Genomic DNA, 26,143 nt, shown 5'->3' with positions numbered 1-26,143 from the left:
CTTCCTCCGGAGGATCCGGTAACCGGGATTCGTGTCCCCGGGCGTCGCCCGGCACGGCGCGACCTGCACAGCGCGGCCGATGCCGGGCGACGCATCGCCGGGAACGTCAGAGCGCCTGCGTGGGCTTGACGTAGGTCACCCGGAGGTTCAGATAGGCCGCCACGCCGGCGTCGTGGCCGCGTACAGCGAGCAGGTTGCAGCAGTCGAGGTAGGTCGCGGGCACCACGACGTCGATCGCCCCGGCGGCGCACTTGCCGCTCTTGACGCTCTGCACGAGTTGGCCGTTGAAGTAGACCTGCGCGTCGTTGTCCACCGTGCCCTGGATGCGCACCGCCTGCGCGTCACGCGGCAGGTGCAGCCAGTGGCGCACCAGGATGTCGGTGTCGACCGCCCACGGGGTCTTGACGTTGGCCTGGTTGTTCCACGAGCAGGTCCCGTTGGTGGTGCCGAAGCCCGCCTGTCCCCTCGGCCAGGCGCTGTCGTCGAATCCCGGCTGGGCGAAGCCCGGCACCTGGATCGTGGCGGGCACCTGGCGGTAGGTCCAGCCCGTGCTGTTGTAGTCGAGCGCGGTGACGACGTTCGCACGCCCGCTCGCGGCCTGGGCGGCGGTGGCCGCGGGGACGGCCAGGGCCATCGCGGCCACCAGCGCGCCCGCCGCGAGACCGGCGGGCAGGTGACGGAGTCGGTTCATGGGCGGTCTCCTTGTCGATCGTCGAATGCCCTGTGCGGCGGGCATTCGATGCCGGCGTGGACGGGGTCAACCGTCGCTCCGCCTTCGGCGGCGGCGCAGGCAAAGGAGATCAGCGGGCCGCGCCGCCCACACGGGCGCCCCGCCGCGGCATTGTCCGTTCCTTGCACGCACATTGCCTGGCCATGCTCATCGCGCGCCTCCGGCACGTATTCACCACGCGCCTCCGGCACGTACTCATCGCGCGCCTCCGGCACGACATGGGGGACGGACCGGGGAACGGAGCGGCTCGATCAGGGGGCGGTCAGCCGGTGTGGTGATAGAAGACCGGCTCGGCGGACTTCCTGCCGTCGGCGGAGGTGACCTCCACCCGTATCCAGACGTCGTCGGGGACCGTGGCCCAGTCCACCGGGATCCAGATCTTCTCCGTGCCCGCCGGCAGCCCCTGGATCGGCGTGGCGTCATACCAGCCCACCGTGGCCGCGTCGACGACCCGCGGCGTGTCCAGGCCCGGCCAGCTCAGCGTGACCTTGGCCGAGCCGAGGTGGTAGCCGCGGATCTCCAGGCCGTCCTGGATCTGCCGCGCGTGCCGCTGCACCTCGATCGGGATCGGGCGGTCCCAGTCCGCCGCGATCTCCTCCGACAGCGACGGCGAGCCGCAGGTGAAGAAGTCGCTCCACATGTAAGAGATGATCTTCGACACGTACGGCGCGGCGAGCGTCACCTGTCTGTCCAGCCTGGGCTTGTCGGTGCGCCCGCGGGTGCCCTGACGGCCGCAGGTCTCCGTCGAGGTGGACGGCTCGAACGCCTCGACGTTGGCCCACAGCTCCACCTGGACGCCCTCCTGGACCAGCTCCTGGCGGGCCAGCGACATCGCGCGGTAGTAGTCGCGGGTGCTGCCGTAGTAGGCCGTGGCGTACGTGCTCTCCCCGACGACCGGCTTGAGGCTGTCGTCCACCGGCTGGTTCTTCCAGTTGGGCCAGAACAGGCCCACCTTGCCCGTGCCCCGGCCGTCCTGCGGCGCGATGATCTCCACCCCGGTGCGTGCGAGGGCCTTGAAGCCCTGGGCCACCTGGGTGGGCGTGGAGGTGTACTTCACCCGCCTGCGGCTGTCGATGTACGGGCTCACCAGGATCGGCTTGTCCGGCAGTTCCTGTTCGACGATCGAGTGCTGCTCGGCGTACACCTGGAGCGTCTGGACCTTGCTCGGGTCGGGCCAGTCCCGCAGCTGCAGCTCGAACGGCTGGTAGACGCCGCCCAGCGACTCACGGCCCTTGAAGCGGTCGCCGTAGTCCTGCAGGATCCGCCGGGTCAGCGTGGTGAGCGTGCCGATGTGGCGGGGGTCGGCCCGGGTGGACTCCTCGGGGTCGCGCGGCGCGAGCGGCAGGGCCGGGAAGACCTTGATGCCGAACCGGTCGCCGAGGTCGAGCAGTTCGCTGAGGCTGTCCTTGGTGCCCGCCGACACGAGGATCAGGTGGTAGCCGCGCCCCTCGCGGGTGAAGTCGCACGTGGGGTCGTCCGAGCCGTCCTCGGGCGCGAGGAGCCGGAAGAAGACGGCGTCCCCCACGACGACCTCGTGCTCCATCTGCGGGCAGCGGAGGATGCCGGGGCCGAACCGCTCGTCGGTTCGGTAGACGTACGTCCCCGTGATGCTGTTGCCCGCGTTGGCCGCCTGGAGCTCCTTCTCCGCCGCCTTCATGCAGGACAGCCCGTTCTCGACGCAGCGGGCGTACCTGGCGTCGGGCTTGGGGTCCTTGCCCTCGGGAGTCGACGCCTCCAGGACCTGGCCCTCGTCGTCGGTCTCGCGCGGCGACAGGCCGAAGCCGAGACGCACGACCGTGTCCCCGCCGAGGCGGTGGATGGCCTCCAGCTGGCGCCGCCAGGTGCAGGGATCGGAGGTCGGGATCAGCCAGTAGCCGCTCACGGCGTACGGCGTGGTCGCCGCGGTCTCGAACGTCCCGCAGGGGTCGGTGAACTCGCTGTGCGTCGGCGACCCGATCATGGGGGTCGAGGGGGCGGTCTGCCCGGCGCTGGCGGTGCCGGAGCCGGTGCTCCCGTCGCGAAAAACGATCACCACTGATGCGACGCCGGCGAGAATCGCCACGCCCAGGACCAGAGTGAGCCAGCGCACTTTCAGGACACTACCGCCCGTCGTTCAAATGATCTTGCCGCGCCCAGCCTACCCGGATGTTCGCACTGTCCGGCCGGCGTCACGAGCCGCCCGGAACGGTGTTCATCGCGTGTTCAGCTCTTGACGCCCGCCCACGCCTCCAACTGGGTGACGAACCGGCGTGCGGAGTTGGGCCAGTGGTGGTTCGCCCGCGCGGCGGCGTAGCCGCGCCCGCCGGTGCCGATCCGCTCGAAGGGGTTGTCCCTGAGCTGGAGCACCGCCCGCGCCACCGCCTGGGGGTTCTGCCAGGGGACGACCAGGCCGCACTGGTAGCGCTCCACCAGTTCCACGGCCCGCGGCGAGGGGGTGGTGATGACCGGGATGCCGTGCGCCATGTACTCCACGATCTTCGTGGGCATCGAGTGGCGGTAGTTCGGCTCGTCGTGCAGCAGCGAGAGCCCGGCGAGCGCCCCGTCGAGCCGCTTGAGCGCCTCGTCGTTCGGCATGAAGTCGCGCCACTCCAGGACGCCCTCGGCGACGGCCTCGTTCAGCAGGGGGCGGCTCTGCGGGTCGGCGTAGCCGATGAGCTCCACGGCCACCCGGTGCGGCTGGAGCAGGCGGGCCACCTCGACGGCCTCCTGGACGCCCCGGGCCTCCGACAGCCAGCCGAGGTAGACGACGCGGTCGTCGCCGGGCTGGCTGACCCGGTCGGGCACCCATGTCTCGTTCGGCACCACGAGGTGCTGCTGCTTGAACCGGCCCGCGTACGCCGCCTCGGCCAGCAGCAGGTGCAGCCGGCGCTCGGCGGTGGTTTCGAGGAGCCGGGCGAGGAAGCGCATCGGCGGGCGCAGGAACGCCGGCAGCCACGGCTTGAGCGACAGCGTCGCGGGGGTGTCCTCGTGGACGTCCCAGACGACTGGCGGGCGACGGCGCACCCCGGCGACCGCGAACAGCAGCTCGGGGTCGTGGATGAGGGCCAGGTCGACCTTGCCGCGCATGCTCTTGAAGAGCTTGCGGGCCGCCCGCACCGCCGCGAGGCGACGCCGCTCGGCGGCCCTGGGGAGGTCCACGCCCGTCACCCACGAACGCGGCACGACTCCCCGCGCGGTGTACGGCGCGGCGTACGTGACCTCATGACCGGCGTCGACGAGCGCCCGAATCTGCCGGTGCAGGATCCGGGCGTCCTCGGGGTGATGCACCACCGTCATGACGAGCACGTGCACGCGCGAAACCCTTCCTACAACCGCTCGACGCGTTCGCTCGTGGCCAGCACGCCGCGAGTGTCCAGGACGAGAGGGGCTCGCTCCTCCACGACGCCGAGGTCGAAGGCCGAATGCTGCTGGAGCAGGACCACCACGTCGGCGGCGGCCACGGCCTCGGCCAGGTCCTCCTCGCGGGGGATCTGCCTGCCCTCGACCGCCCACTCCTTCACGTATGGGTCGCAGAAGGACAGCTCGGCGCCCAGTTCCAGGAGTGCCTCGGCCACGGGGATGGCCGGTGTCTCCCGCTCGTCGGCGATGTCCGGCTTGTACGTCACGCCGAGGAGCAGCACGCGCGAGCCGTTCACGGCCTTGCGGGCCCGGTTGAGCAGCCGCTGCACGCGGGCCACCACGTACGACGGCATCCGCTCGTTGATCTCCTGGGCCAGTTCCACGAACCGGAAGGGATAGCCGAGCTTGCGCACCGTGTACGACAGGTACGACGGGTCGACGGGGATGCAGTGCCCGCCGACGCCGGGGCCCGGCAGGAACTTCTGGAAGCCGAAGGGCTTGGTGGAGGCCGCCTCGATGGCCTCCCAGAGGTTCACGCCGAGCTCGTCGCAGAAGATCGCCATCTCGTTGACGAGGGCGATGTTGACGTGCCGGTAGGTGTTCTCCAGCAGCTTGGCCATCTCCGCCTCGCGGGTGCCGCTGACCGGCACGACCCGCTCGACGAACTGCGCGTAGAAGGCCGCGGCCCGCTCCTTGCAGGCGGGGGTGAAGCCGCCGACGACCTTGGGGGTGTTGCGCAGGCCGAACTTGGGGTTGCCCGGGTCGATCCGCTCCGGCGAGAACGCCAGGTGGAAGTCCTCGCCGGCCACCAGGCCGGACTGCTCCAGGATCGGCCGCGCCAGCTCGTCCGTGGTGCCGGGCCACGTGGTGGACTCCAGCACGACGAGAGTGCCCGCCTGGAGGTGCTCTGCGACGGTCCGGGTGGCGCCTTCGACGGCCGACAGGTCCGGACGGTGGTCCTCGTCCAGCGGCGTCGGGACGCAGATGACGATCGTGCGCGACCTCGACAGCACGGACGCGTCCAGCGTGGCCGTGAAGCCGCCGGTGAGCATCGCGTCGAGGTCGGCGTCGGTCAGGTCGTCGATGTAGGAGCGGCCGGCGTTCAGGGCGTCGACCTTGCGGGGGTCGACGTCCAGACCAGCCACCCGCAGGCCCGCCGCCGTGGCCTCCTTGGCCAGCGGCATGCCCACGTATCCCAGCCCGATGATCGTGAGATCGAAGGCTGTCACGACGAGGCCTTGGGGGGAACCTGGGGGCGGAAACAACACTTCATGGTGGCAAAGGTTATCTCAACTCGGAACCAAGCATGCCTGATGCAACACATCCGACTTTCTGCTGTTTATCGGCTTTCGGTCAAGGACTGGTAGATCCCTTGGTACGTGCGGGCCAGGCTGCTCCAGGTCCGGTGGGCGGCGACCTCGGCCTTACCGGCCTCGCCCATGACCCGGCGGCGCTCGGGATCCTCGCGCAGCGCGGCGAGCGCCTTGGCCAGCGCGGCCGGATCGCCGGGCGGCACCAGCAGACCTGCGCCCTCGCCGCCGACGAGTTCCGAGAGCGCGGGCAGGTCGCTCAGCACGACCGGCTTGCCGAGCGCCATCGCCTCGACGGGCTTCAGCGGGGTGACGAGGCGGCACACCCGCAGGTCCTCACGCGGGCAGACGAAGATGTCGATGGCCGCCTGTGCCTGCAACGCCTCGTCCGGGCCCACCCGGCCGGGCAGGATCGCCTCCTTCAGGCCGAGCCGTTCGACCTGTTCGAGCAGCGCGGGCCGCTCGGCCCCGTCTCCGACCAGCAGGACCTTCACCGGCGTTCCGGCGTCGCGCAGCAGCGCGGCGGCGTTCAACAGCGTGGCGAAGCCCTCGTAGGCGACGATGCTCGACACCGAGCCCACGACGATCTCGTCCCGGCCGATCCCGAACCGGTCGCGGAACGCCTCGCCGTCGTAGTCGGCCGTCAGCAGCGAGTCGTCCACGGCGTTGGGCGCGAGGAAGATGCGCTCCCTGGGCACGCCGCGCTCCACGATCTCGGCGGCCATCGTCTCGGCGAGCGTCACGACCGCGTCGGCCTCGCGCATGATCTGCGCCTCGCGCTCACGCTGCAGTCTGTGCCGCTCGCTGCCGATCCTGGCGGGGTCGCGGGAGACCCAGGTCTCCTCCAGGAAGCCGCGCACCTCGTACACGAAGGGGGTGTTCGTCCGCTCGCGCACGGCGAGCGCGACCGAGCCGTTGCGGTGGTCGGTCGCCGCGTGCAGGACCTGCGGGCGGAGGGTCCTGACCAGCTCGGAGACGTCCGCGGCACCGCGGATCATCCGCCCCTGGCTCTCGAACGGCACCTCGTCCTTGGGCAGCAGCCGGTAATAGGGAATGCCGTCGATCTCCTCGTACGGCTCGGCGTCGGTGTGCCCCTGGAGCATGGGCCAGCCCCAGCTCGTCACCACGTGGGGGTCGAGCCCGGCCGCCTTCTGGGCGGTCACGATGCGGTGGGTGCGGACGGTGTAACCCGCCTGCGTGTACGGCAGGGCGTTGGTGACCATGTGCAGCACCCGGCCGGGCACCCGCTCACCCATGATGATCTTCGGCTTGGGCGGGATCGGGTTCGGTCCGAGCGCGGCCTTCTCGCCCTCGTAGTAGGCCATCCTCCGGCGGACGAACGGCCATCGGGCGTGCGGCTGGAGCACCCCGACCGCGTCGGACATCCGGCCGGCGTCGAAGTTGGCCTTGGCGTCCCGCAGCGGGCCCTTGGCCGCGCGCTGCAGGATCTTGCGGGTCCTGACCTTGACGAACCGGGCCGCGGGCCAGGCGACGCGGCCGACGACCGGGCGCATCCCGGGGGGTATCGCGTCGGCGGCGGCCTGGGCGACCCGCATCGGGTCGGACTTGACCTTGCTCACGAAGATCCGGGAGACGAGGACCGGGTTCCTCGCGAACCCCCGGAGGAAGCCGCCGAGGCCGGCCTTCGCGGACGCGGCGGACACGGCCTTTGCGGGCTTGTTGGCCTCGGTTTCCACGGCGCGACCGTACCATAGGCAACGTTTGTCCCAGCTCGGAGAGAAGACGAAAGGCGAGGTAGATGAGAGACAACCCCCTCGTCCTGCACGTACTGGGCGCCCGGCCCAACTTCGTCAAGGCGGCCCCGGTCGTCGGGGGGTTGGCCGAACTCGGAATCCGGCAGGGCATCATCCACACCGGTCAGCACTACGACGCGCTGATGTCGGACGTGTTCTTCGCCGATCTGGGGCTGCCCGAGCCGATCGCGAACCTCGGCGTCGGCAGCGGGACCCACGCCCGGCAGACGGCCGCCCTGCTCACGGGGCTGGAGGACGTCGTGCTCGAACACCGCCCGGCGCTCGTGGTGGTGTACGGCGACGTGAACTCGACGCTCGCGGCGATCCTCGTCTGCGCCAAGCTGCACGTGCCGACCGCGCACGTCGAGGCGGGCCTGCGTTCCTTCGACCGGCAGATGCCTGAGGAGGTCAACCGGGTCGTCACCGACGCGCTGTCGGACCTGCTGTTCGCCACCTCGCCCGAGGCGCTGTCGCACCTGTCCAACGAGGGCGTGGACCCGGCGAAGGTGCACCTCGTCGGCAACCCGATGATCGACAGCCTGTTCGCCGCGCTGCCGAAGCTCGACCCGGCGCCCGTCCAGGAGCGCCTGGGCATCGACGGCAGGTACGCGGTGGCCACGCTGCACCGCCCGGCGAACGTGGACGACCCGGAGGCGGCCCGCGAGCTGGTCGACGCCGTGCTCGGGGTGGCCGAGCAGGTGCCGGTCGTCGTCCCCCTGCACCCCCGCGGCCGGCAGCGGCTGGCGGACGCCGGCCTCGTGGACCGGCCCCATCTGAAGATCGTGGACCCGCTCGGTTACGTGGACTTCCTGTCCCTGGTCAGGGGTGCCGCCCTGGTGGTGACCGACTCCGGCGGCGTCCAGGAGGAGACGACCATGCTGGGCGTCCCCTGCCTGACCGTCCGGCCCAACACCGAGCGGCCGATCACCGTGACCCACGGCACCAACCGGCTCGTCACCCCCGCCTCGCTCCCCGCCGCGGCGTCCAAGGCGCTCGCGGACGGCGCGGCCACACCGAGCGGCGAGCTGCCGCCGCTGTGGGACGGCGCGGCCGGGCCGCGGATCGCCCGCGTCATCGAAGCCTGGCTCCGCGGCGACAGCCTCTCCCCCGCCGCCAAGGGCGCCCTGCGCTAGCCAGTTCTCACGACAGGTTCTGGACGGGGGGAAGGCCGCGCTCGGCGAAGACCTTCTTCGCCACCAGCGTGGCGTTGACCGCCCTCGGCATTCCCGCGTAGACCGCCGAGTGCAGGAGTGCCTCGGCGATCTCGGTGGCGGTGAGGCCCACGTTCAGCGCGGCGTTGAGGTGCACGTCGAGCTCGATCTCGCAGCCCCCGAGGGCCGTCAGGACGCCGAGGGTGACGAGCTGCCGGTCCCGCGGTGACAGCTCGGGGCGGGCGTACATGTCGCCGAACGCCCACGCCACCACCTGGTGACCGAGCTCGGGCGAGACGTCGGCGAGGGACGCCACGACGCGCTGCCCGGCCTCGCCGTCGACCTCGTTCAGCACCTTGAGGCCGTACGCGTAGCGCTCTTCGCGGTCCATGGGTTCTCCTTCTGCTTGACGGAAGCCTCTCCGGCTGCGACCAGCCTCGCCCCTCCCGCCTTCTCTCCCGCCCGGCAGGCGTGGGAATCTGCATCTCCTATGCCCCGGAGGTATGGATGAACCTGAGACTGCTCGAGTACGTGGTGGCGATCTGCGAGGAGGGAAGCATCAGCGCGGCGGCGCGGCGCCTGCACCTGACGCAGCCGACGCTCAGCCGTCAGGTGCACGAGCTGGAACGGCGGCTCGGGACGCCGCTGTTCGAACGCGAGGGCAGGGGGATGGTCCCGACGTCGGCGGGCCGTGCGCTGGTCGCCCGGGCCACCACGGTCCTGGCCGAGGCGCGGGCCGCGCTGGACGACGTCCGGCTGGCGGCCGAGGGGCTGGCCGGACGGCTGACGGTGACGTTCGCCGGCTCCGGGATCAACGGCCCGCTGGGCGGCGCGCTCGGCCGGTTGCGCCGGGAGATGCCCCGCGTCGAGCTGAGCCTGGTGGAGAGCTTCAACGACGCCGAGATGTCCGGCGGCGTCCTGGACGGCCGCTTCGACATCGCCGTCCAGCGCCTGCCCACTCGTGACCCGCGTCTGGTGGCGCGCTCCTGGTGGCGCGAGCCGCTCAGCCTGTTCCTGCCCGCGGCGCATCCGCTGGCGTACGGGGCCGGCGCCGCGCCCCTGACCGCGCTCGGCCAGGTGCCGCTCGTCGTGTGGCCGCGAGAGGTCTCCCCGCACTCCTACGACGAGATCATCGCATTGTGCGATCACGCCGGCGTGACACCCCGTATCGGCGCGGAGGGCCGGAGCGTGCAGACGGTGCTGGCCCTGGTCGCCGCCGGTTTCGGCGCGGCCGTGATGTCGGACTCCCACCGCGCGCTCCGTCGCGTCGGTGTCCGCGCCCGCCCTCTGGAGGGCACCTCCACGACCCTCCACATGGTCTGGCGGGCGAACGACAGGAATCCCCTCGTCGAACGCTTCCGCTCGGTGCTGACCACCCTCGCCACGAGCGATCCCGCCGGCTCGGTCGATTGAATCCCCTATATCGGCACAAAGGTCTCTGCAGCCCCTTTACGATGGCTTGTCCGTAAGGGGGAGAGGCATGGCTGAGACCGACGAGACTCCTGAGGCCTCGGAAGGCCCGCGTTTCCAGCGGCTGGGGCCGGTGAACTGGCTGCCCGAGGAGCGCAAGCACGTCGAGCAGTACGAGCAGCGGATCCGCGACCTGGAGAACCGGCTCGCCTACCAGGAGGCCCGTGCGGACTACGCCCTCTGGAGGCTCCAGGCCACCCAGACCCAGAAGCCCTACCGGGTCGCGCAGGTGCTGACGAACGCGTCGAAGCCCAAGAAGATCGTCCGGCTGCCCCGCGACCTCAGCAAGGCGATGAAGGACGGCAAGAAGGCGCCGAAGGCGCCGCCCTCCGCCATCGAGGTCGCCGCCGCCGCCGAGGCGCGGGGCCCCGAGGTCAAGATCCCGGGCCTCAAGTGGCCGGACGGCCCGATCGTACGGCCGGACCTGCGGGTCGCGGTGATCCTCGACGACTTCTCCCGCATGGCGTTCAAGTACGAGTGGGACCAGATCGAGTTCGGGCTGCAGGACTGGCGCGAGGTCTTCGCCGAGAAGCGCCCCGAGATGCTGTTCTGCGAGTCGGCCTGGCACGGCAACCAGGGCCGCTGGCGCTACCAGATGACCGGGACCAACGCGCCGAAGCAGGAGCTGCGCGACCTGATCGCCTGGTGCCGCGAGGAGGGCATCCCCACGGTCTTCTGGAACAAGGAGGACCCGCCCAACTTCGACTTCTTCATCGACACGGCCAAGCTGTTCGACTACGTGTACACGTGCGACGGCGACATGATCCCGAAATATCGCGAGATGCTGGGTCATGACCGTGTCGGCGTGCTGCAGTTCGCCGCCCAGCCCCGGATCCACAACCCGATCCAGACCAAGCAGGGCCGGCCGTACGACGTGGTCTTCGCGGGGATGTACTTCCGCGACAAGCACCCCGAGCGGCGCGAGCAGATGGAGACGATCCTCGCGCCCGTGCGCCCGCTCGGCCTGCACATCTACGCCAGGAACGCCTCGGTGGCCGACAAGTACGCCTGGCCGGAGGAGTACCGCCCCCACATCGTCGGCGAGCTGCCGTACGAGCAGATGCTGGCCGCGTACAAGATGTACAAGGTCTTCCTGAACGTGAACTCGGTGATCGACTCGCCGACGATGTGCGCGCGCCGGGTCTTCGAGCTGTCGGCCTGCTCGACCACGGTGCTGTCGGGGTGGTCGCGGGCCATCGAGGAGACGTTCGGCCCGCTCATCCCGGTCGCGCACTCGCAGGAGGAGGCGTACAACCGGGCGATCTACCTGATCAACAGCCCCGAGCTGCGGGCGCGCCAGGGCCACCTGGCGATGCGCGAGGTGTTCGACAAGCACCTGTTCTCCCACCGGGTCGACCAGATCCTCACCGACCTCGGCCTGCCGGTCGTCCCGCGGTCGCGGTCGATCTCCGTGGTGCTGCCGACCAACCGGGCCGGCCAGCTCGAACACGCGATCAGCCAGGTGGCGCGGCAGCGGCACCGCAACCTGGAGCTCGTGCTGGTCATGCACGGTCTGTCGGAGGACCCGGCGGTCGTGCGCGACAAGGCCCTCGCGGCGGGCATCCCGGCCGTCAAGGTGCTGACCGCCGACCCGTCCTGGACCCTCGGCGAGGTGCTCAACCACGGCATCGCCCATGCCGAGGGCGAGCTGATCTCCAAGATGGACGACGACAACATCTACGGCGAGCACTACCTGTCGGACCTGGTCCGCGCCTTCGACTACGCCGACGCCGAGATGGTCGGCAAGGGCGCCCACTACACGTACTTCCCCGACCAGGACGTCACGATCTTCCGCCTGCCCGGGCTGGAGCACCGCTACGCCCACCTCATCCAGGGGGCGACGATCCTGGCCAGGACCGACCTGCTGCGGGCGTTCCCGTTCGAGGCGGTCAACGCGGGCGAGGACACCCGGCTCGTGCGGCGCTGCAAGGAGGAGGGCGTCCGGATCTACTCGGCCGACCGGTACAACTTCATCTACATGCGCGGCTCGGACGCCACCGCCCACACCTGGCAGGCGGCGGACTACAAGCTGACCCGCAATGCCCAGTTCTGCTTCGCCGGCAACCCCGAGCCGCACGTGCTCATCTGACCCGTGCTCCTGTGGGAGGAGGCCGTCCAGGGCTCGTCACGACCATGGGCGGCCTCCTCCGGCTTGCTCTGGGCCCCACTTCGACCTGCTCGTTCTCCGCTCGGTACCCCTGGCTGTACCTCCATTGGGCAGCACGCGGGAGCGACCGGGAGGGCCCGCGGCTGGTGTGCTGATCACTGTCAGTCGAGCGCTCCCACAGGAGAGAGTGAAATGGCAGTCGACAGCCGGCCGGAGGCCGGGCACCACACGAGCGAGACCGGAATCCGGGGCTTCATCCGCAACCATCCACTGATCAGCTTCTTCGTCCTGGCCAACCTGATGAGCTGGGTCGCCTGGGTGCCCTACATCCTCTCGGCGACCGGCCTGGCGGTCTGGGATTTCACCTTCCCCCGGTTCCTCGGCAGCACGCAGATCGCCGGGGTGCTGCCCGGCGCCTATCTCGGCCCCATCTTCGCCGCGTACATCGTGACCAGGGTCGCGGACGGCAAGGAAGGCGTCCGCCGGTGGCTGCGGAGGATGACCAAGTGGCGGGTCGGCTGGGTCTGGTATCTCGTGGCCGTCCTCGGCGTCCCCGCCGCCATCATCGTCACCGGTTTCGCGCTCTCCGGCGAAGACATCCACATGCCGCCCGTCGCGGTGCTGGTCGCCTACGTGCCCAGCCTGCTGATCCAGATGGTCACCACCGGTCTCGCCGAGGAACCCGGCTGGCGTGACTTCGCCCTGCCCCGCATGCAGCGCAGGTTCGGCCCGCTGGGCGCCACCGCCGTCCTCGGCCTGCTGTGGGGTGTCTGGCATCTGCCGCTGTTCCTGAGCGAGTGGGGTGGGTGGCCGGACGTCACGATGATGAGAGTCGGCGAGTTCGTCGCCTTCTGCTGCGCCTTCAGCGTGGTCGTCACCTGGATGTTCAACCGGACCGGTCAGAGCCTTCCGCTGGTCATGCTGCTGCACGTGAGCGTCAACAACTTCATGTCGCTCCCGTACGGGGAGATGTTCCCGTCGATCGCCTCCCCCGAGCAGGCGAGCCACGTCACCCTGCTCGCGGCCACCACGGCGGCGGTCCTGGTGCTCGCCGCGACCCGCGGCCGCCTCGGCTACCGTCCGGTCGAGGAACCCGCGCCGAAGCTCGCCTCGCAGCGCTGAACGACCGCTACGAAAACGATGATCTAAGCTCGTGGGCCCGAGGGGGTGTGCATCATGGCGGCGCGCCAGCGGAAGCCGGCCGATGACCGGCCGGACAGCCGGCGAGGCGGCCGGAGGGGTGTCGCCGCGCGCGCCCGTGGCGTCTTCGACGCCCTCGAACACCTCGTCGGCGGTCTCGGCACCGCGCTGCTGGCGTTCGCCGGTCTGTTGTGGCTCGTCCTGGTCGGGCTCACCAGTGTCATCGGCCTGGGCCTGCTCCTGGCACCCACCGTGCCGCGTGTCGTACGGTCCGTCGCCGAGCGGGAGCGCGGCCGGTTGTCCCGCTGGGGGCCGGAGATCGTCGGCCTGGGGCCCGCGCCGGCCGGCGTACGCGCCGCTCTCGCCGATCCGGCCGTCCGGCGGGAGCTGTACTGGTTCCTCGTGCACGGCACGCTGGGCCTGTTCCTCGGCCTGGCGGCGGTGACCCTGGTGGTGGACGCCGTGCAGGACATCACGTACCCGCTGTGGTGGCGGGCGCTGCCCGTGGAGGACCCCGCCCCGACCCTGGTGTTCTGGGACGTGCACGACGACGCCGACGCCTGGGCGGTCGCGCTCCTCGGCGTGGGACTGGCCGTCTGCTTCCTGGTCCTCGGGACGGGAATGGCCCGGTTGCAGGCGTGGCCGGGACGCCGGCTCCTGGCGCCCACCGCGGACATGGACCTGTCCCTGCGCGTCGCACAGTTGTCGGCCACCCGCGCGGCGGCGCTGGACGCCCACGCCGCGGAGTTGCGGCGGATCGAACGCTCACTGCACGACGGGGCGCAGAACCGGCTGGTCGCCGTCACCGTGCTGCTCGGCGCGGCCCGCCGCGCGCTGGCCCAGAACCGGCCGGGCGCGGAGGACATGCTCGAACGCGCCCAGGAGACCGCCGAGCAGGCACTGGCCGAGCTCCGGACGGTCGTCCGCAGCATCCTGCCGCCCGTGCTGGCCGACCGGGGGCTCGCCGACGCGCTCGCCGGGCTAGCGGCGAACTGCGGGGTGCCCTGCCGGGTCGACGTCGACGCGCTCGGCAGGTGCGCCGCCTCCATCGAGGCCACCGCCTACTTCGTGAGCGCCGAGGCGCTCACCAACATCTCCAGGCACAGCCGGGCCAGGAACGCCACGGTGACCGTACGGCGTGAGGGCGGCCTGTTGTCCCTGCGGATCGAGGATGACGGCGTCGGCGGCGCGGACGAACGGCACGGCTCCGGGCTCACCGGCATGCGTAGCCGGATCGAGGCGCACGACGGGCGTCTCACCCTGACCAGCCCACCTGGTGGGCCGACCACCCTCGACGTGGAGTTGCCGTGCGGATCGTGATAGCCGAGGACGACCCGCTGCTGCGTGAAGGGGTCGCGCTGCTGCTGCGCGCGGAGTCCCTGGACGTGGTGGCCACGACCGACTCCCCGGACACCTTCCTGACGGCCGTCGACGCCCATCGGCCCGACGTGGCCATCGTCGACGTCCGGATGCCTCCGACCCACACCACCGAGGGCATCGCCGCGGCCGTGGAGGCCAGGCGCCGTCAGCCCGGCCTGGCGGTGCTCGTGCTGTCCGCCTACGTCGAGCAGGCGTTCGCCACCGAACTGCTCGCCGCCGGAACCGATCGGCTCGGATATCTGCTCAAGGAGAGAGTCGGCCGCGTCGGCGAGTTCCTCGACGCCCTGCACCGGGTGGCCGCCGGAGGCACGGCCATCGACCCCGAGGTCGTCGCACAGTTGCTCACCCGCACCCGCTCCGACAGCGGGCTGGAGCGGCTGACGGCCCGGGAACGCGACGTGCTCGCCCTGATGGCCGAGGGGCTGGGCAACACCGCCGTCTCCGAACGGCTGTTCATCAGCGAAGGCGCCGTGCACAAGCACATCCGCAGCATCTTCGCCAAACTCGACCTGGCGCCCACCGACCGGGCGGACCGGAGGGTCACGGCCGTCCTGCGCTACCTGGAAGAGACCCAGCGCCGCGGCTGACGCCGTGGAAGACGGGCGGTCGCGCGGAGCTCGCCCACCGGTCCGTGATCCTGCCTCGCCACGGCAGGAAAGGAATGCCGGGCGGTTTGCGATAGTTGCCCTGTTCCGGGACCCTCCAGCCTTCGGGCGGGCGGGTCCCGTGTACGTGCACGCCGGACAGGGGAGCCTCTCACGTGACCACGAAGTCGACCACGACGACGGCATCGAAAGGCATCGGGCTACGGTCGGAGCGCGGTCCGGTACTCGCCGCCATCATGCTCTGCACCGCTCTGGTGGCGCTGGACAGCACGATCATCGCCACCGCGGTGCCGTCCGTCGTCACCGACCTCGGCGGGTTCTCCCAGTTTCCCTGGCTGTTCTCGATCTACCTGCTCACGCAGGCCGTGACCGTGCCCATCTACGGCAAGCTCGCCGACGTGTTCGGGCGCAAGCCGGTGATGTTCTTCGGCATCGGGGCGTTCCTGCTCGGGTCGGTGCTGTGCGGGGTGGCCTGGAGCATGCCCGCGCTGATCGCCTTCCGCGCGATCCAGGGCATCGGCGCCGGGGCGGTGCAGCCGATCAGCATGACGATGGCCGGCGACCTGTACACGGTCGAGGAGCGGGCCCGCGTCCAGGGCTACCTCGCCAGCGTGTGGGGCATCTCCGCGGTGGTCGGCCCGACGCTCGGCGGCGTGTTCTCCGAGTACGTCTCCTGGCGCTGGATCTTCTTCATCAACCTGCCGCTCGGCGCGGTGGCCGCCTGGATGCTGGCCCGGCGCTTCAAGGAGCAGGTGCAGCGGGGCTCCCACCGGATCGACTACACGGGCGCCGTGCTGCTCACCGGCGGCTCCTCGCTGCTCATCCTCGGCCTGCTGGAGGGCGGCGTCGCCTGGGACTGGAACTCGGCGCCCAGCCTGCTGATCTTCGCGGCGGGCCTCCTGCTGATCGCCGCCTTCGTGCTCGTGGAGCGCCGCGCGGCCGAGCCGGTGCTGCCTCTGTGGGTGTTCCGCCGCCGCACGCTGACCGGCGGCAACCTGACCTCCCTCGGCATCGGCGCCCTCACCATCGGGCTCACCTCGTACGTCCCGACGTACGCGCAGGGCGTGCTGGGCACCGGCGCGCTGGTGGCGGGCTTCGCCCTGGCCGCGCTCACCGTCGGCTGGCCCCTCGCCGCGACGTTCTCCGGCCGTTTCTACATGCGCATCGGATTCCGCGACACCGCGCTGATCGGCATCGTCGTGGTGGTGGCCGGCACCGTGCTGTCCGCGCTGCTCGGGCAGAACGCGATGATCTGGCAGGTCGCGGCCGCCTGTTTCGTCGTCGGCGTCGGCCTCGGGCTGTCGGCCAGCCCCACGATGGTCGCCGTGCAGTCGGTCGTCGGCTGGGAACGCCGCGGCGTGGTCACCGCGACCAACATGTTCTGCCGCTCGATCGGCAGCACCGTCGGTGCCGCGGTGCTCGGCGCCATCTCCAACGCGACGCTGTCGGACCGGTTCGCCCACCCGCCCGCCGACGTCGCGGGACGGCTGCCGAACAGCCTCGACGCCACCAGCCTGGTGCTGAAGGCCCAGGGCGCGGCGGCCCAGTCGGCCACCGCGTCCTTCGTCCGGGGCGCGCTGTACGACGCGGTCCACCACATCTTCATCGCGCTCGTCGTCGTGGCCGTGCTCAGCGTCGCCGCACTGCTGCTCATGCCCCGCCGTACGACCGAGCTGACCTTCGACTGACCGCCCACCTCCCCCGTCGCCGGAGGGGTCGTTGACGGACACTTCCGCACAGACGTTCGTCCCCGTCGGGATGACGGGGACGAACGCGCGGGCCGTCAGGAGGCGGCGTCGATGGCGTTCTTCGTGGGGGGCTCGGCGCCGTTGACGCTCGCGCCGTCCTTGGCCGCCGCGGGGGTGCCGCCGGCCAGCAGGGAGCGGGCCAGGCCGAGGCCGGTGCCGCCCAGCGTGAGCGCCTTCGCCAGCATCTCCTCGATGCCCTGGGCGCCGTTGAGCACCACCATGTGGTCGACGTTGCCGAACGCCTTGGAGCCGGCCTCCACGATCTGCGGCCAGTTCTCGGCGAGCTGCTGGGCGATGACGGCCTCCTGGTTCTCCCGCAGCGCCTCGGAACGGGCCCTGATCGCCTCGGCCTCGGCCAGGCCCTTGGCCTTGGCCGCCTCAGCCTCGGCCAGACCCTTGGCCTTGGCCGCCTCGGCCTCCGCGAGACCCCGCGCCTTGGCGGCCTCCGCCTCGCCCAGACCGGTCGCCTTGGTCGCCGCCGCGGCGGCCTCGCCGCGCACCCGCACCGACTCGGCGTCGGCCGCGGCCGCCTGCTTGACCTGGGACGCCTGAGCGGTGGCGCGCAGCTCGGTCTCCCTGGCCTCCGCCTCGGCCTGGGCGATGCGTGCGTCACGCTCGGCCTGGGACAGCGTGACGGTCTCGTACGCCTTGGCGTCGGCGGGCTTGCGAACCTGCGACTGCAGCCGCTGCTCGGCGAGCTGGGCCTCCAGCTCCGCGGCCCTGGTCTCCTGGACGACGACCTCCTGGCGCGCGGTGGCCTCCGACAGCGGGCCGGCCTGCCGGGCCTTGGCCGCCGCCTGGTCCACCTCCGCCTGGTAGCCGGCCTGCTGGATCTGCGACTCGCGGATGGCGGAGGCCTTCTTGGCGGCCGCGACCTGCTCGGCCTCGGTGGCCTCCTGGTCGCGCTGCGCCTCGGCGATGCGGGCCGCCGCGGCGATCTTCGCGGCGTGCGGCTTGCCCAGGTTCGTGATGTAGCCGGTCTCGTCCTCGATCTCCTGGATCTGCAGCGAGTCGACCACCAGGCCGAGCTTGCTCATCTCGTCGGCCGCGGAGCTGCGGGTCTCACTGGTGAGCCGCTCGCGGTTGAGGATGAGGTCCTCGACGGTCAGGTTGCCGATGATCGAGCGCAGGTGGCCGGTGAACAGCTCGTGGATGGCGCCGTTCATCGAGTCCTGCTGGTCGAGGAAGCGCCGGGCGGCGTTCGCGATGCTGGTGAAGTCGTCGCCCACCTTGTAGATGATCACGCCGCGCACCTGGACCGGGATGCCCTGCTGGGTCACACAGTTGACCTGCAGGTTCGTGGCCCGGCTGTCGAGCCGCAGCCGCCGGGCGGTCTGGAAGCCGGGCAGCACGGCGGTGCCCTTGCCGGTCACGATCTTGAAGCCGAGGCTGTCGGCCAGCTCGTTCTTCGTGTGGGCGCCGAGACCCGAGATGATCAGCGCCTCGTTGGGCTCGGCCACCCGCCAGATGGCCTTGAACAGGAGGATGAGGACGATGACGGCGACGACGGCCACACCGACCACGACCAGGATCTCCGGTGACATGGGAGCCTCCGCGTAGTGGGGGGAAGGGAGGAGGGAGCGAGTCAGACGACCGCGCGAGCGACGTAGACGGTGCGCGGGGGCGAATACTCAACGACGACGACGATGGACCCCACCGGGATCTCCTCGTCCGGAATGCTCGGATAGGCGTAGAACGCCTCGACACCCCCGCGGATGGGCACCATCACCTCGCCGACAAGGCCGGGGCCGATCCTGCCCGTGACCCTGCCCTGTCTGCCGACCACCCGCGTCACCCCGTCGTTTTCACCGCTCCTGGCTGCACCGCGAATGCGCAGGTTACCCCGTATAACCCTGCCGTGACAGAGCCGTCTTGCGTACCCAGCCCCGTCGACCGCGCGATTCGCCCTACTCTGCACCATCACTGTTCAGAACGGTGGGATCACGCGCGAAGTTCCGGTCACGTCGCGGCGGACTCCTTCTTCGCGGGCCGGCGGAGTCTGGTGAAGGCCCAGGAGACGTCGGGCTCCACCGCCCACCGGAACGCCCTGCGCACCGGGGACGTGCAGAGCAGGGCCGCGAGGACGGCTCCGAGGACCACCATGGCGGTCACGCCGAGTGGGTTGACGAGGACGTCGTGGAAGCGCTCGGCGACCTTCACGGCGAACCCGTGCAGCAGGTAGGCGTACATCGTGGCGGCGCCCAGCCCGGTGAACCAGGTGCGGCGACTCGGAGTGATCGCGAGGAACGCCGCCACCAGCAGGGCGCCGGCCGCCAGCATGGCGAGCCGGATCAGCGTGCCGGTCAGGTCGTCCACGCCGATCTGGTGGTTGGAGTGGCGCCAGCGGATCCACTCCGTCGGCACGAGCGTGTGCACGGCGAACGCCGCGGCGAGCGCCGCCGCCAGGACGGCCCCGCCCGCGATCCTCGCCCGGCGCCCGCGCAGGCGGTCGAGGTGCTCGGGCGTGAGCATGAGGCCGAGCACGTAGAACGGCAGCAGGCCGAACGTGCGGTTCATCGACAACTCGTCCGGCAGGGCGCTGGTGCCCGACAGCAGGCACAGCCCGACCGCGATCACCAGGGGATGGCGCAACTGCTGCCAGACCGGCGTGGACAGCCGCCACAGGAACAGCGACATGAGGAACCAGGTCAGGTAGTACGGGTCGAGCAGGCTGATTTCGAGCTTGCCGTACAGGAAGAAGCGGGGCAGCGAATAGGCCAGCTCGAAGATGACGTACGGCACCGCGAGGCCACTGATGAGCTTGCGCGCCTTACCCGGAGAAAACGTGAAATTACGGGACAAATAGCCGCTGACGACGATGAAGAGCGGCATGTGGAAGAGGTAGACGAAGAAGTAGAGCGCATGTGCCGCGGGGACGTCCCGCAGGTCCTCGACGAGATGCCCGGAAACGACGAGCACGATGGCCAGGAACTTGGCGTTGTCCAGCAGCGGGTCGCGGGCGGCGGCCCTGCCGGACGGGCGGGCGGGAGCGGTCACGGTCATGCGGCCGGACCCTAGTCACCCGTCCGTGAGCACCGGCGCAACCGCGGGCGAACAGTGCCCGAACTCTTCCCGCCCCGGCCCCGGCCCTGTCGTCCCCGTCGTGCCGCGGCGTACCCGGGCGGCCGCCGATGACCCCGCGCCCCGTCCGCCGGCCTCGGCCGGCCACGCCTTTCCGGCCGTGGAGGCCGGGCGGATCAGACGGTCCGGTAGCGCGTGGCGAGCTCGGGGCTCTGGCCTCCGAAGGCGGCGAGTTCGGCCCGGAAGACCGCGTCCAGGAGTCCGGCGTCCTCGACGCCCGGGGCGCAGACGGTCTCGCCCAGCTCCAGGCCGCGCAGGCTCGCCGTGACGACGTCGTCGGCGCTCATGCGGGGCACGGCGCTCAGGTCGAGGCCCTGGCGCTCGTGGAACTCGGTGGCCACCACGCCGGGGCACAGCACCTGCACGGTGACTCCGGTGCCTTCGAGCTCCGCGCTCAGGGTCTGGGACATCGCGACGAGGTGGGCCAGGGTTCCGGCGTAGACGGCCCTGCGGGGCATCTGGGAGTGCGGCGCGGGGCCGCTGAAGGCGATCATCCCGGCCACGTTGACGATCGTGCCCTCGCCTCGCTCCCGCATGCCCGCGACGGCGGCCCGAGTGAGCATCGTCGGGGCGACGACCTTCACGTGCACGAGTTCCCGGGCCTTGCCGGCGGGGAGCTCGGCGAGCGGCATGTAGTGGGACACACCGGCGTTGTTCACGAGCATGGTCAGCGGCTCGGCCGCGCAGATCTCGGCGACCGTGTCGATGCCCTCGTCGGTCGACAGGTCGGCGGCCACGGTCCGCACCCCGACCTCGGGGTGCGAGGCGGCGAACTCCTCCAGGCGCTCCTTCCGCCGGCCCACGATCACCAGGTCGTGACCGCCGGCGGCCAGGCGCTCGGCGAAGGCCCTGCCGATTCCCGAGGTGGCGCCGGTGACGAGTGCGAGCGTGCTCATGGCTGCTGTTCCCTTTCCTTGCCCGGCCTCGGCGGCCGGAGCGCGGCTCTCATCGAGCCGGGTCGTGTTCCGCATCCGTGACTCCAGGGTGCGGAAGCGACCGGGTGAGCAGCCAGATGACCCGTCTTCCTGGGACTGGCGATACCAGGCCGGCGCTCCTTCAGGCGGACAGGCCGGTGGCGGCGAGGCTCGCGTCCCACAGGGCGGCGGCGAGGGCGGGGTCCGACATCCTGTCCGGCACCTGTACGGGAGCGTTCTTGACGAAATACCGGCCCGGGTGATCGACGCCGTCCGGGTGGGTGGCGAGGTGGACGATGCGCTCGGCCCCGGCCTCCGGCGGCTCGCCCATGCCGGGGAGGAGCCACACCAGCTTCATGAAGAACGTGCCCTCGGCGAACGAGGTCTTGAGCACCCCGGGATGGAGGCACGTGGCGGCCAGGCCGCGCTCGGCGAGCGACACGGTGAACAGCGCGTTGGCCTGCTTGGAGTCGCCGTACTGCAGCCAGCCGTTCCAGCGCCGCCGCTCCCTGGACAGGTCGGCGGGGTCGAGGCGGCCGGTCTTCGCGGCGCGGGACGACGTGGTGACGACCCGGGCGGACGACGTCGTGAGCCGGTCGAGGAGCAGGTTCGTCAGCAGGAACGGCGCCAGGTGGTTGACCTGCATCATCGACTCGTTGCCGTCCACGGTGGTCCGGCGGTCGGGCGTCATCACGCCGGCGTTGTTGATGAGCACGTCGATGCGCTCGTACCGCGCCAGCAACTCCGCCGCCAGCCGGCGCACCTGATCGAGGGAGGAGAAGTCGGCGAGGAGCGTGTCCGGACGGCTGCCACCGGCCTGCTCCGCGCGGTCCGCGACCGCGCGGAGCTTCTCCGGGGTACGTCCGACGAGCACGATTTGGTGACCTCGCCGGGCGAGATCAAGGGCAGAAGCTGCACCGATTCCGGCACCAGCCCCAGTGATCACTGTAATCATCAGTTCCTCCCACTGCGCCAGAACTGTATCGGTGCTAGCCTTCTGTGCGATCTTCCGGAGGTGCATTTCCCCATAAATGCGTCGCGAGCCTCCAGCAATGCAGGAGTGGCTATGGGTTCAAGAAACCGGTCGATTCGGTTCAAGATCTTCTTGTTGCTGCTCCTACCACTGCTCATGTTGAGCGCTATGTGGGGGTTTGCCCTAAAACTCACGGTCGGAGACGGTCTCGTCCTCCTGCGTTCCAAGACGCTGTACGACACCATCGGAGTGGCCTCCACCGACCTGGGCACCCAGATCCAGGTCGAACGCGCGCTGACCGCCGGCGTCCTCAGCAGCGGGCAGACGACGTCCGCCGGGCTCACCGCCCAGCAGGCCAAGACCACCGCCGCCGCGGACAAGTTCAAGAAGTCCGCCGAGGACGAGGCGGCCCGCGACGCCATGAGCGACGAACTCGTGGCGCCCCTGGAGTCCCTGCTGTCCTCCCTCGAACGCCTGCCCACGATCCGGGAGGGCGTCTCGCTCGGCAGGTCCGACAGGCTGACCGCGATCACCGCGTACAACGCGATCATGGACGACCTCTTCGCGCTCTACGAGCGGCTCGTCTCGGTGCCCGACCTGGTCACCTTCCAGCAGGCCAGCGCCATGCAGGGGATGGGCAACGCGCACGAGATGATCACCCGTGAGGACGCCCTCGTGCGCGGGGCGCTGGCCAGCGGCACGATGACGGCCGACGAGCAGAACGCCTTCAGCGAGTGGGTCGCCACCCGGCGGTTCCTGTACGGCAAGAACCGGCCCGTCCTCAGCGGTGAGATGCGGGCGCCGTACGAGCAGGTGCTCACCTCGCCGCTGTTCGATCGGTTCACCGCCCTGGAGAACCAGATCGTCAACCAGGTGCGCTCCGGCGGCCCGCTCCCGGCGGACGCCGAGAAGTGGTCGCCGACCATCGACCAGCTGATCCTCCGGCTCGACTCGGCCCGGGTGAAGGCCTCGGACGCGCTGAGCGGCTCCGCCACAACGGTCGCCACCGGGATCATGCTCCGCATCCTGGTCGCCGGCGGGCTTGGCCTCGTGGTGATCATCGCCACGATCGTCTTCTCCGTCCGGTTCGGCCGCCGTCTCGCCCGCGACCTCGCCGGCCTGCGCGACGCCGCGCTCGAACTCGCCGACGTACGGCTGCCGCAGGTGGTCGAGAAGCTGCGGCGGGGCGAGGACGTGGACGTCGAGGCCGAGGCGCCCCCGATCAAGGCGACGGGCTCCAACGAGGTCGAGGACGTCGCGCACGCGTTCAGCTCCGTCCAGCGCACGGCCGTGGAGGCCGCCGTCGGCCAGGCCGCCCTCCGCCGCGGCGTCAGCCAGGTCTTCCTCAACCTGGCCCGCCGCAAGCAGACCCTGCTGCACCGCCAGCTCACGCTGCTCGACACGATGCAGCGCCGCGCCGAGGACCCGGAGGGTCTGGAGGACCTCTTCCGGCTCGACCACCTGACCACCCGCATGCGCCGCCACGCGGAGAGCCTGATCATCCTGTCCGGCTCCGCGCCCGGACGCTCGTGGCGCAAGCCGGTGCCGCTCATCGACGTGGTCCGCGCGGCGATCTCCGAGGTCGAGGACTACACCCGCGTCTCGATGGCCCCGATGCCTAACGCCGCCATCGTCGGCGCGACCGTGGCCGACGTGGTGCACCTGATCGCCGAGCTGCTGGAGAACGCCACGGTCTTCTCGCCTCCGCAGACGAAGGTGGCGGTGCGCGGGGAGGTCGTCGCCAACGGGCTCGCGGTGGAGATCGAGGACCGCGGTCTCGGCCTGACGCCCGAGGAGTACGACGAGATCAACGCGCGGCTGGCCGACCCGCCGGAGTTCGACCTGGCGGACAGCGACCGGCTCGGGCTCTTCGTCGTCGGCCAGCTCGCCGCCCGGCACGAGATCGGGGTTGTCCTGCGGGGCTCGCCGTACGGCGGAACGACCGCGATCGTGCTCATCCCCCGGACCCTGATGATGGAGGAAGGCTCGCCCGCGGCGCTCGCGGGCCCGCCTCCCCGCGGCGCCCACGCGAAGCCCGCGCTGGCCGCCGGCGGCAACGACACCGACATCTCGCTCAGCGACACGCTCCAGGCCGATCTCGGATTGGGCGGCCCCGCCCCCGCCGGTGAGCTCCGGGAGGTCCGCACGCTCGCCGGGGAGCTCGCGAGGGACGTGCCCGGCGACGTTCCGGGCGGCGTCCCGGAGGGCGTTCCCGTGGAGTTCCCCTGGGAGACGGAGGACCGGGAGGAGCGTACGGGCGCGTCAGAGCCGTCCCCGTTCTTCACGCCGGCCGCCCAGCGGACCGAGGCCGTGCCCTCCGCCGCGCGCGACGACCTCTCCTCGCGGTCCCTCGGCTCCGGCTTCGAGAACCCGCGCCCGGCCGCCGCACCCTCCGCTCCGCCCTCCGCCGCACCCTCCGCTTCGCCGTCCGCCGAGCCGGCGACCGCCGCCGCGGGGGTGGCGGCGAACGGCCTGGCGCAGCGGACGAGCAAACAGCGGGCCAGGGGCCCCGTCGCGAACGGAACCCACGCCGGCCTGCCGCGCAGGGTTCGCCAGGCCAACATCGCCCCGCAGCTTCGCACCCAGTCCCAGGAGACGGCGCCGCAGACGCCGCCGCTGTCCGCCCCGACCGTGGAGGAGCGGTCGCCGGAGGAGGCCAGGGCGATGTTCAGCGCCTTCCAGCGCGGCGCGCTGCGGGGCCGGGAGGACTCCGATCAGCCGGGTGGGGCCGCACCCGGCGACCACGTACACAACACGCACGGCGAGAAGGGTGACGAATGACCGGCAAAGCGACGTCGACCGGCGAACTGAACTGGCTGCTCGACGATCTCATCAGCAGGGTCGCCGCCGTCCGCCAGGCGGTGATCCTCTCCACCGACGGCCTCGTCGTTGGGGCCTCCCAGGGGCTGAGCCGAGAGGACGCGGAGCACCTGTCCGCGGTCGCGGCCGGGTTCCAGAGCCTGGCGCGGGGCGCGGGGCGGCACTTCGGCGGGGGCGAGGTCAGGCAGACCATCGTGGAGATGGAGGCCGCGTTCCTGTTCGTCACGGCCGCCGGCCAGGGCACCTGCCTCGCGGTCCTGGCCGCCTCCGACGCCGATGTCGGGCACATCGCGTACGAGATGGCGATGCTGGTCAAGCGGGTGGGCCAGCACATCTCCACCAACCCGCGGCGGATCTCCCCATGAGATGGGCGGCCACATGACGGGACCCCAGTGGATGGACGAGGAGGCCGGGCCGTTGGTCCGGCCCTACGCGCTGACGGGGGGCCGGGCGCGGCACTCCGGGGCCAAGCTCGACCTGATCACCATGGTGACGACCACGGGCTCACCGAGGGACGTCCCCGGCGTTGGCCCCGAGCAGCGGCGGATCCTCGATATGGCGCGCCGCGGCGCGTCGGTGGCGGACATCGCGTCCGACATCGACCTGCCGCTGGGCGTGGTCCGCGTCCTGATCGGGGATCTGCACGACCTCGGGCTCGTCGACGTACGGGCTCCGGGCAAGGTGGCGCCGCTGCCAAGCGAGCGCATTCTCAAGGAAGTGATCAATGGCCTTCGCGCCCTCTGAGGAGCCGGTCGCCCTCAAGATATTGGTGGCCGGCGGCTTCGGCGTCGGCAAGACCACGCTGGTCGGCGCGATCAGCGAGATTCGCCCCCTGCGCACCGAGGAGGTGCTGTCCGATCGCGGCGTCGGCGTCGATGACACCGACGGAGTGGAAGCCAAGACGACCACGACGGTGGCCATGGACTTCGGCCGCATCACCATCAGGGAAGGGCTCGTGGTCTACCTGTTCGGCACCCCCGGACAGGAGCGCTTCTGGTTCATGTGGGACGAGCTGTCCTACGGCGCGCTCGGGGCCGTCGTGCTGGCCGACACCCGCAGGCTGACCGACTGCTTTCCGTCGATCGACTACTTCGAGCAGCGCGGCACGCCGTTCATCGTCGCGGTCAACTGCTTCGACGGCGCCGACCGGCACGAGCCCGACGACGTGCGGATCGCCCTCGACCTCGACCCGGAGGTCCCCGTCCTGCTCTGCGACGTACGGCGCCGCGCCTCGGCCAAGGTCGTGCTCGTCACGCTCGTGGAGCACGCGCTCAAGATGCTGACGGCCGCCCAGCGCTGATCGGCCCAGCGCTGACCGGCCCGGTTCTGGTCGTCCGATGTGGCCGGGGCCCGGCTCGGCCCCGGCCACACGGACGTGTCCGCTACTTGACGCCGTCCTCGGCCAGGGTGTGCGCGACGAGGGCGTTCGCGTGACCGTGTCCCAGCCCGTACTCCGCCTTGAGCCAGGAGACGAGTTCCATGTGCTTGGTCAGCGGCGAGCGGCGGATGAGCTCCTTCCACTCGGCGATCGGCCGGCCGTACTTCTTCTCGATGGAGGGGAAGTAGCTGGCGGGGCCCTTCACGGCTTCGGTCATATGGTGTCCCGTTCATCCTCGTTCGT

The 26,143-nt window shown here is 71.0% G+C and carries 23 protein-coding genes; 11 read left to right on the top strand and 12 right to left on the bottom strand.

The features are described 5' to 3' along the window. Positions 1 to 106: 106 nt before the first annotated feature. The 5 genes from HHX35_RS06535 to HHX35_RS06515 form a co-directional block, all read right to left on the bottom strand. On the bottom strand, positions 107 to 691 hold the full coding sequence (locus tag HHX35_RS06535) for a hypothetical protein (RefSeq protein WP_182897984.1): 585 nt from the start codon (positions 689 to 691) through the stop codon (positions 107 to 109). Between the two features lie 301 nt (positions 692 to 992). Next, positions 993 to 2,819 (bottom strand): DUF4434 domain-containing protein, encoded by a 1,827-nt coding sequence (locus HHX35_RS06530; RefSeq protein WP_182897983.1) that lies wholly within the window; start codon positions 2,817 to 2,819, stop codon positions 993 to 995. Between the two features lie 113 nt (positions 2,820 to 2,932). Then, a complete protein-coding gene (locus tag HHX35_RS06525; RefSeq protein WP_182897982.1) occupies positions 2,933 to 4,021 on the bottom strand; it encodes a glycosyltransferase in 1,089 nt (362 codons plus the stop codon). Positions 4,022 to 4,035: 14 nt separating this feature from the next. Then, positions 4,036 to 5,298 carry a nucleotide sugar dehydrogenase gene (locus HHX35_RS06520; RefSeq protein ID WP_139573820.1) on the bottom strand — a complete coding sequence of 421 codons (1,263 nt, stop codon included), beginning with the start codon at positions 5,296 to 5,298 and terminating at the stop codon, positions 4,036 to 4,038. A 110-nt stretch (positions 5,299 to 5,408) separates the two neighbouring features. Beyond that, positions 5,409 to 7,076, bottom strand: a complete 1,668-nt coding sequence (locus HHX35_RS06515) for a glycosyltransferase family 4 protein (RefSeq protein WP_182897981.1) — start codon at positions 7,074 to 7,076, stop codon at positions 5,409 to 5,411. A 62-nt stretch (positions 7,077 to 7,138) separates the two neighbouring features. Between HHX35_RS06515 and wecB the strand changes: the two genes are divergently transcribed. Next, positions 7,139 to 8,266 (top strand): non-hydrolyzing UDP-N-acetylglucosamine 2-epimerase, encoded by a 1,128-nt coding sequence (gene wecB / locus HHX35_RS06510; protein WP_182897980.1) that lies wholly within the window; start codon positions 7,139 to 7,141, stop codon positions 8,264 to 8,266. Between the two features lie 7 nt (positions 8,267 to 8,273). Here wecB and HHX35_RS06505 read toward each other — a convergent pair whose 3' ends face one another. Beyond that, complete coding sequence (locus HHX35_RS06505; RefSeq protein ID WP_182897979.1) at positions 8,274 to 8,675, bottom strand: carboxymuconolactone decarboxylase family protein; 402 nt, start codon at positions 8,673 to 8,675, stop codon at positions 8,274 to 8,276. Between the two features lie 116 nt (positions 8,676 to 8,791). Here HHX35_RS06505 and HHX35_RS06500 point away from each other — a divergent pair, with 116 nt between their 5' ends. The 6 genes from HHX35_RS06500 to HHX35_RS06475 all read left to right on the top strand — a co-directional run bounded on the left by HHX35_RS06500 (position 8,792) and on the right by HHX35_RS06475 (position 16,674). Beyond that, positions 8,792 to 9,697: a LysR family transcriptional regulator gene (locus HHX35_RS06500; RefSeq protein WP_182897978.1), complete on the top strand. Its 906-nt coding sequence runs from the start codon at positions 8,792 to 8,794 to the stop codon at positions 9,695 to 9,697. 67 nt (positions 9,698 to 9,764) lie between these two features. After that, on the top strand, positions 9,765 to 11,843 hold the full coding sequence (locus HHX35_RS06495; RefSeq protein WP_182897977.1) for a glycosyltransferase: 2,079 nt from the start codon (positions 9,765 to 9,767) through the stop codon (positions 11,841 to 11,843). A 210-nt stretch (positions 11,844 to 12,053) separates the two neighbouring features. Further along, entirely contained in the window at positions 12,054 to 12,983 is a 930-nt protein-coding gene (locus HHX35_RS06490; protein WP_182897976.1) for a CPBP family intramembrane glutamic endopeptidase, read from the top strand. Positions 12,984 to 13,037: 54 nt separating this feature from the next. Further along, complete coding sequence (locus HHX35_RS06485) at positions 13,038 to 14,321, top strand: sensor histidine kinase (protein WP_182897975.1); 1,284 nt, start codon at positions 13,038 to 13,040, stop codon at positions 14,319 to 14,321. Continuing rightward, the gene (locus tag HHX35_RS06480) at positions 14,309 to 14,968 is read left to right on the top strand and encodes a response regulator transcription factor (protein WP_139573813.1); all 660 of its coding nucleotides are present in this window, start codon (positions 14,309 to 14,311) and stop codon (positions 14,966 to 14,968) included. The genes HHX35_RS06485 and HHX35_RS06480 overlap by 13 nt, the downstream gene beginning before the upstream one ends. 173 nt (positions 14,969 to 15,141) lie before the next feature. After that, entirely contained in the window at positions 15,142 to 16,674 is a 1,533-nt protein-coding gene (locus tag HHX35_RS06475) for an MDR family MFS transporter (protein WP_220505095.1), read from the top strand. A gap of 95 nt (positions 16,675 to 16,769) precedes the next feature. On the opposite strand, the gene HHX35_RS06470 is transcribed toward HHX35_RS06475, so the two are convergent. From HHX35_RS06470 to HHX35_RS06450, 5 genes are all read right to left on the bottom strand, one after another. Further along, positions 16,770 to 18,278, bottom strand: a complete 1,509-nt coding sequence (locus tag HHX35_RS06470) for a flotillin family protein (protein WP_139573811.1) — start codon at positions 18,276 to 18,278, stop codon at positions 16,770 to 16,772. 41 nt (positions 18,279 to 18,319) lie between these two features. Continuing rightward, a complete protein-coding gene (locus HHX35_RS06465; RefSeq protein WP_030507699.1) occupies positions 18,320 to 18,520 on the bottom strand; it encodes a hypothetical protein in 201 nt (66 codons plus the stop codon). 173 nt (positions 18,521 to 18,693) lie between these two features. Then, positions 18,694 to 19,737, bottom strand: a complete 1,044-nt coding sequence (locus tag HHX35_RS06460) for an acyltransferase family protein (RefSeq protein WP_182897974.1) — start codon at positions 19,735 to 19,737, stop codon at positions 18,694 to 18,696. A 194-nt stretch (positions 19,738 to 19,931) separates the two neighbouring features. After that, positions 19,932 to 20,711, bottom strand: a complete 780-nt coding sequence (locus HHX35_RS06455; protein WP_182897973.1) for an SDR family oxidoreductase — start codon at positions 20,709 to 20,711, stop codon at positions 19,932 to 19,934. Positions 20,712 to 20,871: 160 nt separating this feature from the next. Next, the gene (locus HHX35_RS06450; protein ID WP_182897972.1) at positions 20,872 to 21,684 is read right to left on the bottom strand and encodes an SDR family NAD(P)-dependent oxidoreductase; all 813 of its coding nucleotides are present in this window, start codon (positions 21,682 to 21,684) and stop codon (positions 20,872 to 20,874) included. Positions 21,685 to 21,870: 186 nt separating this feature from the next. Between HHX35_RS06450 and HHX35_RS06445 the strand changes: the two genes are divergently transcribed. Genes HHX35_RS06445 through HHX35_RS06430 form a run of 4 tightly spaced genes read left to right on the top strand, consistent with a single transcriptional unit; the run spans position 21,871 to position 25,822 of the window. Next, complete coding sequence (locus HHX35_RS06445) at positions 21,871 to 24,483, top strand: nitrate- and nitrite sensing domain-containing protein (RefSeq protein WP_182897971.1); 2,613 nt, start codon at positions 21,871 to 21,873, stop codon at positions 24,481 to 24,483. Continuing rightward, positions 24,480 to 24,887, top strand: a complete 408-nt coding sequence (locus HHX35_RS06440) for a roadblock/LC7 domain-containing protein (protein ID WP_030507694.1) — start codon at positions 24,480 to 24,482, stop codon at positions 24,885 to 24,887. Before HHX35_RS06445 ends, HHX35_RS06440 begins: the two co-directional genes overlap by 4 nt. Positions 24,888 to 24,900: 13 nt before the next feature. Next, on the top strand, positions 24,901 to 25,266 hold the full coding sequence (locus HHX35_RS06435) for a DUF742 domain-containing protein (RefSeq protein ID WP_182897970.1): 366 nt from the start codon (positions 24,901 to 24,903) through the stop codon (positions 25,264 to 25,266). Continuing rightward, positions 25,247 to 25,822 carry an ATP/GTP-binding protein gene (locus HHX35_RS06430; RefSeq protein ID WP_182897969.1) on the top strand — a complete coding sequence of 192 codons (576 nt, stop codon included), beginning with the start codon at positions 25,247 to 25,249 and terminating at the stop codon, positions 25,820 to 25,822. The genes HHX35_RS06435 and HHX35_RS06430 overlap by 20 nt, the downstream gene beginning before the upstream one ends. Positions 25,823 to 25,904: 82 nt before the next feature. Here HHX35_RS06430 and HHX35_RS06425 read toward each other — a convergent pair whose 3' ends face one another. Continuing rightward, positions 25,905 to 26,117 carry a DUF4287 domain-containing protein gene (locus HHX35_RS06425; RefSeq protein ID WP_182897968.1) on the bottom strand — a complete coding sequence of 71 codons (213 nt, stop codon included), beginning with the start codon at positions 26,115 to 26,117 and terminating at the stop codon, positions 25,905 to 25,907. Positions 26,118 to 26,143 lie beyond the last annotated feature (26 nt).

Source organism: Microbispora sp. H10830, assembly GCF_014161375.1.
GTDB classification, from domain to species: Bacteria; Actinomycetota; Actinomycetes; order Streptosporangiales; family Streptosporangiaceae; genus Microbispora; species Microbispora catharanthi.
The sequence above is the reverse complement of the archived record's forward strand: the minus strand, read 5'-3'. Positions and strand labels throughout refer to the sequence as shown.

What these genes read in the sequence shown, in the direction of transcription:
- HHX35_RS06445 (WP_182897971.1), top strand. Translation starts at nt 21,871, where the DNA reads ATGTGGGGGTTTGCCCTAAAACTCACGGTCGGAGACGGTCTCGTCCTC.
- HHX35_RS06430 (WP_182897969.1), top strand. Translation starts at nt 25,247, where the DNA reads ATGGCCTTCGCGCCCTCTGAGGAGCCGGTCGCCCTCAAGATATTGGTG.
- HHX35_RS06490 (WP_182897976.1), top strand. Translation starts at nt 12,054, where the DNA reads ATGGCAGTCGACAGCCGGCCGGAGGCCGGGCACCACACGAGCGAGACC.
- HHX35_RS06500 (WP_182897978.1), top strand. Translation starts at nt 8,792, where the DNA reads ATGAACCTGAGACTGCTCGAGTACGTGGTGGCGATCTGCGAGGAGGGA.
- HHX35_RS06450 (WP_182897972.1), bottom strand. Translation starts at nt 21,684, where the DNA reads ATGATTACAGTGATCACTGGGGCTGGTGCCGGAATCGGTGCAGCTTCT.
- HHX35_RS06535 (WP_182897984.1), bottom strand. Translation starts at nt 691, where the DNA reads ATGAACCGACTCCGTCACCTGCCCGCCGGTCTCGCGGCGGGCGCGCTG.
- HHX35_RS06470 (WP_139573811.1), bottom strand. Translation starts at nt 18,278, where the DNA reads ATGTCACCGGAGATCCTGGTCGTGGTCGGTGTGGCCGTCGTCGCCGTC.
- HHX35_RS06435 (WP_182897970.1), top strand. Translation starts at nt 24,901, where the DNA reads ATGACGGGACCCCAGTGGATGGACGAGGAGGCCGGGCCGTTGGTCCGG.
- HHX35_RS06485 (WP_182897975.1), top strand. Translation starts at nt 13,038, where the DNA reads ATGGCGGCGCGCCAGCGGAAGCCGGCCGATGACCGGCCGGACAGCCGG.
- HHX35_RS06460 (WP_182897974.1), bottom strand. Translation starts at nt 19,737, where the DNA reads ATGACCGTGACCGCTCCCGCCCGCCCGTCCGGCAGGGCCGCCGCCCGC.
- HHX35_RS06495 (WP_182897977.1), top strand. Translation starts at nt 9,765, where the DNA reads ATGGCTGAGACCGACGAGACTCCTGAGGCCTCGGAAGGCCCGCGTTTC.
- HHX35_RS06505 (WP_182897979.1), bottom strand. Translation starts at nt 8,675, where the DNA reads ATGGACCGCGAAGAGCGCTACGCGTACGGCCTCAAGGTGCTGAACGAG.
- wecB (WP_182897980.1), top strand. Translation starts at nt 7,139, where the DNA reads ATGAGAGACAACCCCCTCGTCCTGCACGTACTGGGCGCCCGGCCCAAC.
- HHX35_RS06455 (WP_182897973.1), bottom strand. Translation starts at nt 20,711, where the DNA reads ATGAGCACGCTCGCACTCGTCACCGGCGCCACCTCGGGAATCGGCAGG.
- HHX35_RS06440 (WP_030507694.1), top strand. Translation starts at nt 24,480, where the DNA reads ATGACCGGCAAAGCGACGTCGACCGGCGAACTGAACTGGCTGCTCGAC.
- HHX35_RS06425 (WP_182897968.1), bottom strand. Translation starts at nt 26,117, where the DNA reads ATGACCGAAGCCGTGAAGGGCCCCGCCAGCTACTTCCCCTCCATCGAG.